Genomic DNA, 1,603 nt, shown 5'->3' with positions numbered 1-1,603 from the left:
AAGAACTCCTAATGGCAACGAGGTAAGGGTCTACAACGCAGAGAGAACACTGTGCGATATTCTAAAAGGGCGTAGTCATACAGATATCCAGATCATAAGCGAAGCGTTCAAGAGATATACACAACTGCCCAGTAGAGATATTCCCATGATTTCAATGTAGGCAAAGCTCATGAGGGTAGAAAAGAAGCTTAGCGCCTATTTGGAGGTATTGCTTTGAAGAACTCGATGCAGCTGAAAGCGATCATTAAGAACGTGGCAAAAAGCAAGAATATATCTGCTCAAATTGTCCTTCAGAACTATATGCTGGAGCGTTTGCTGGAAAGAATTTCATCATCACGCTACCAATCGAACTTCATCTTGAAAGGTGGATCTCTTATCGCATCAATAGTAGGCCTTGATACAAGGGCGACCATGGATATGGACGGGACCATTAAAGGGCTAAAGGTGAATGCTGAAAGTATATCAAACATGCTGAACGAGGTCTGTGCGATAGAAATGTGAATAATGAAGTCCCTATTTATAGAAAGGCCTTACTTAGTGTGGTTTGGTTGAAGATTCAGGAATTCATGCGGAAGTTGATATAATTACTTTGCTTAGACTAAGCACCCCAGGAAGAAGGGAGGGTTCTCCGTGAGAGTCGTTCTTGAGAATATCGGGCCGATAAAAAAAGCAGACATTTCGGCCGGTGATCTGACCGTTCTCGTCGGGCCACAAGCAACGGGTAAAAGCATCTTTCTTCAGTTGTTCAAGTTCTGCGTTGATCACGCCGACATAGTCAGAGAATTGAAGAAGTTTGGCTTTGATTGGAAGAATGAGCTCGAGAGTTTCTTGCCAGTCTATTTTGGCGAAGGGATGCAGGCGATATGGAATTCTCAGAGCTACATTGGACTTAACGGAAGAAAGTTTCAGATCGAAACTCACGTGAAGAAATCAGGCGGAGAAGACAGTGAGGCCAAAGTATTCTATATACCCGCTCAACGAGTTCTGATTATCTCTGCCGGGTGGCCACTTCCTTTCACCTCTTTCGATCCTACGTACCCTTTCGTTGTTAAGGACTTCAGCGAGAAGATCAGGCGCATAATGGATTCCGGCCTTGGGAGGGGCGATACCCCAATTTTTCCGAGAGACGGATACTTCAAGAAAGAGATAAGGGACGCGCTGCAGAAATCCATAATGAGAGAAGGCAAATTGAAACTAGATATAGGCCTCAGGAAAAGAATCATGCTGGAGGTTGCAGGAGTATCAATGCCCATCATGACCTGGTCTGCGGGTCAAAGGGAATTTGCGCCCTTACTACTTGGGTTGTTCTGGCTGCTGCCTTCGGCAAAAGTCTCGAAAAAGCAAGGCGTGAACTGGGTCATAGTTGAAGAGCCAGAAGCAGGCCTTCATCCGCTTGCAATTAGGGATGTCTTTCTTACTATAGTCGAACTGTTGAGCAGGAATTATAAAGTCTTGCTCTCAACCCATTCTTCGGGAATAATAGAACTCGTTTGGGCGATAAATGAGATTGTATCTCATCCTGAAGCAACTGCTGACAAAAAGAGGAAGCTTCTCCTCGACCTTTTCGAACTAAAAACAACGACAAATACGAACAAACTAATAA

At 44.4% G+C, this 1,603-nt stretch carries 1 protein-coding gene and 1 pseudogene; both read left to right on the top strand.

Features of this window, described 5'->3' with window-relative positions; translation table 11 throughout:
* Positions 1-225 precede the first annotated feature (225 nt).
* A pseudogene (locus V512_RS13120) lies at positions 226-498 on the top strand (nucleotidyl transferase AbiEii/AbiGii toxin family protein); the annotation flags it as partial.
* Between the two features lie 132 nt (positions 499-630).
* Positions 631-1,603: AAA family ATPase (locus tag V512_RS13115; RefSeq protein WP_099830906.1), on the top strand; the 973-nt coding region annotated here is incomplete at its 3' end.

The organism is Mesotoga sp. Brook.08.105.5.1 (assembly GCF_002752635.1).
Classification (GTDB): domain Bacteria; phylum Thermotogota; class Thermotogae; order Petrotogales; family Kosmotogaceae; genus Mesotoga.
This window is presented reverse-complemented; position numbering and strand designations above follow the sequence as displayed.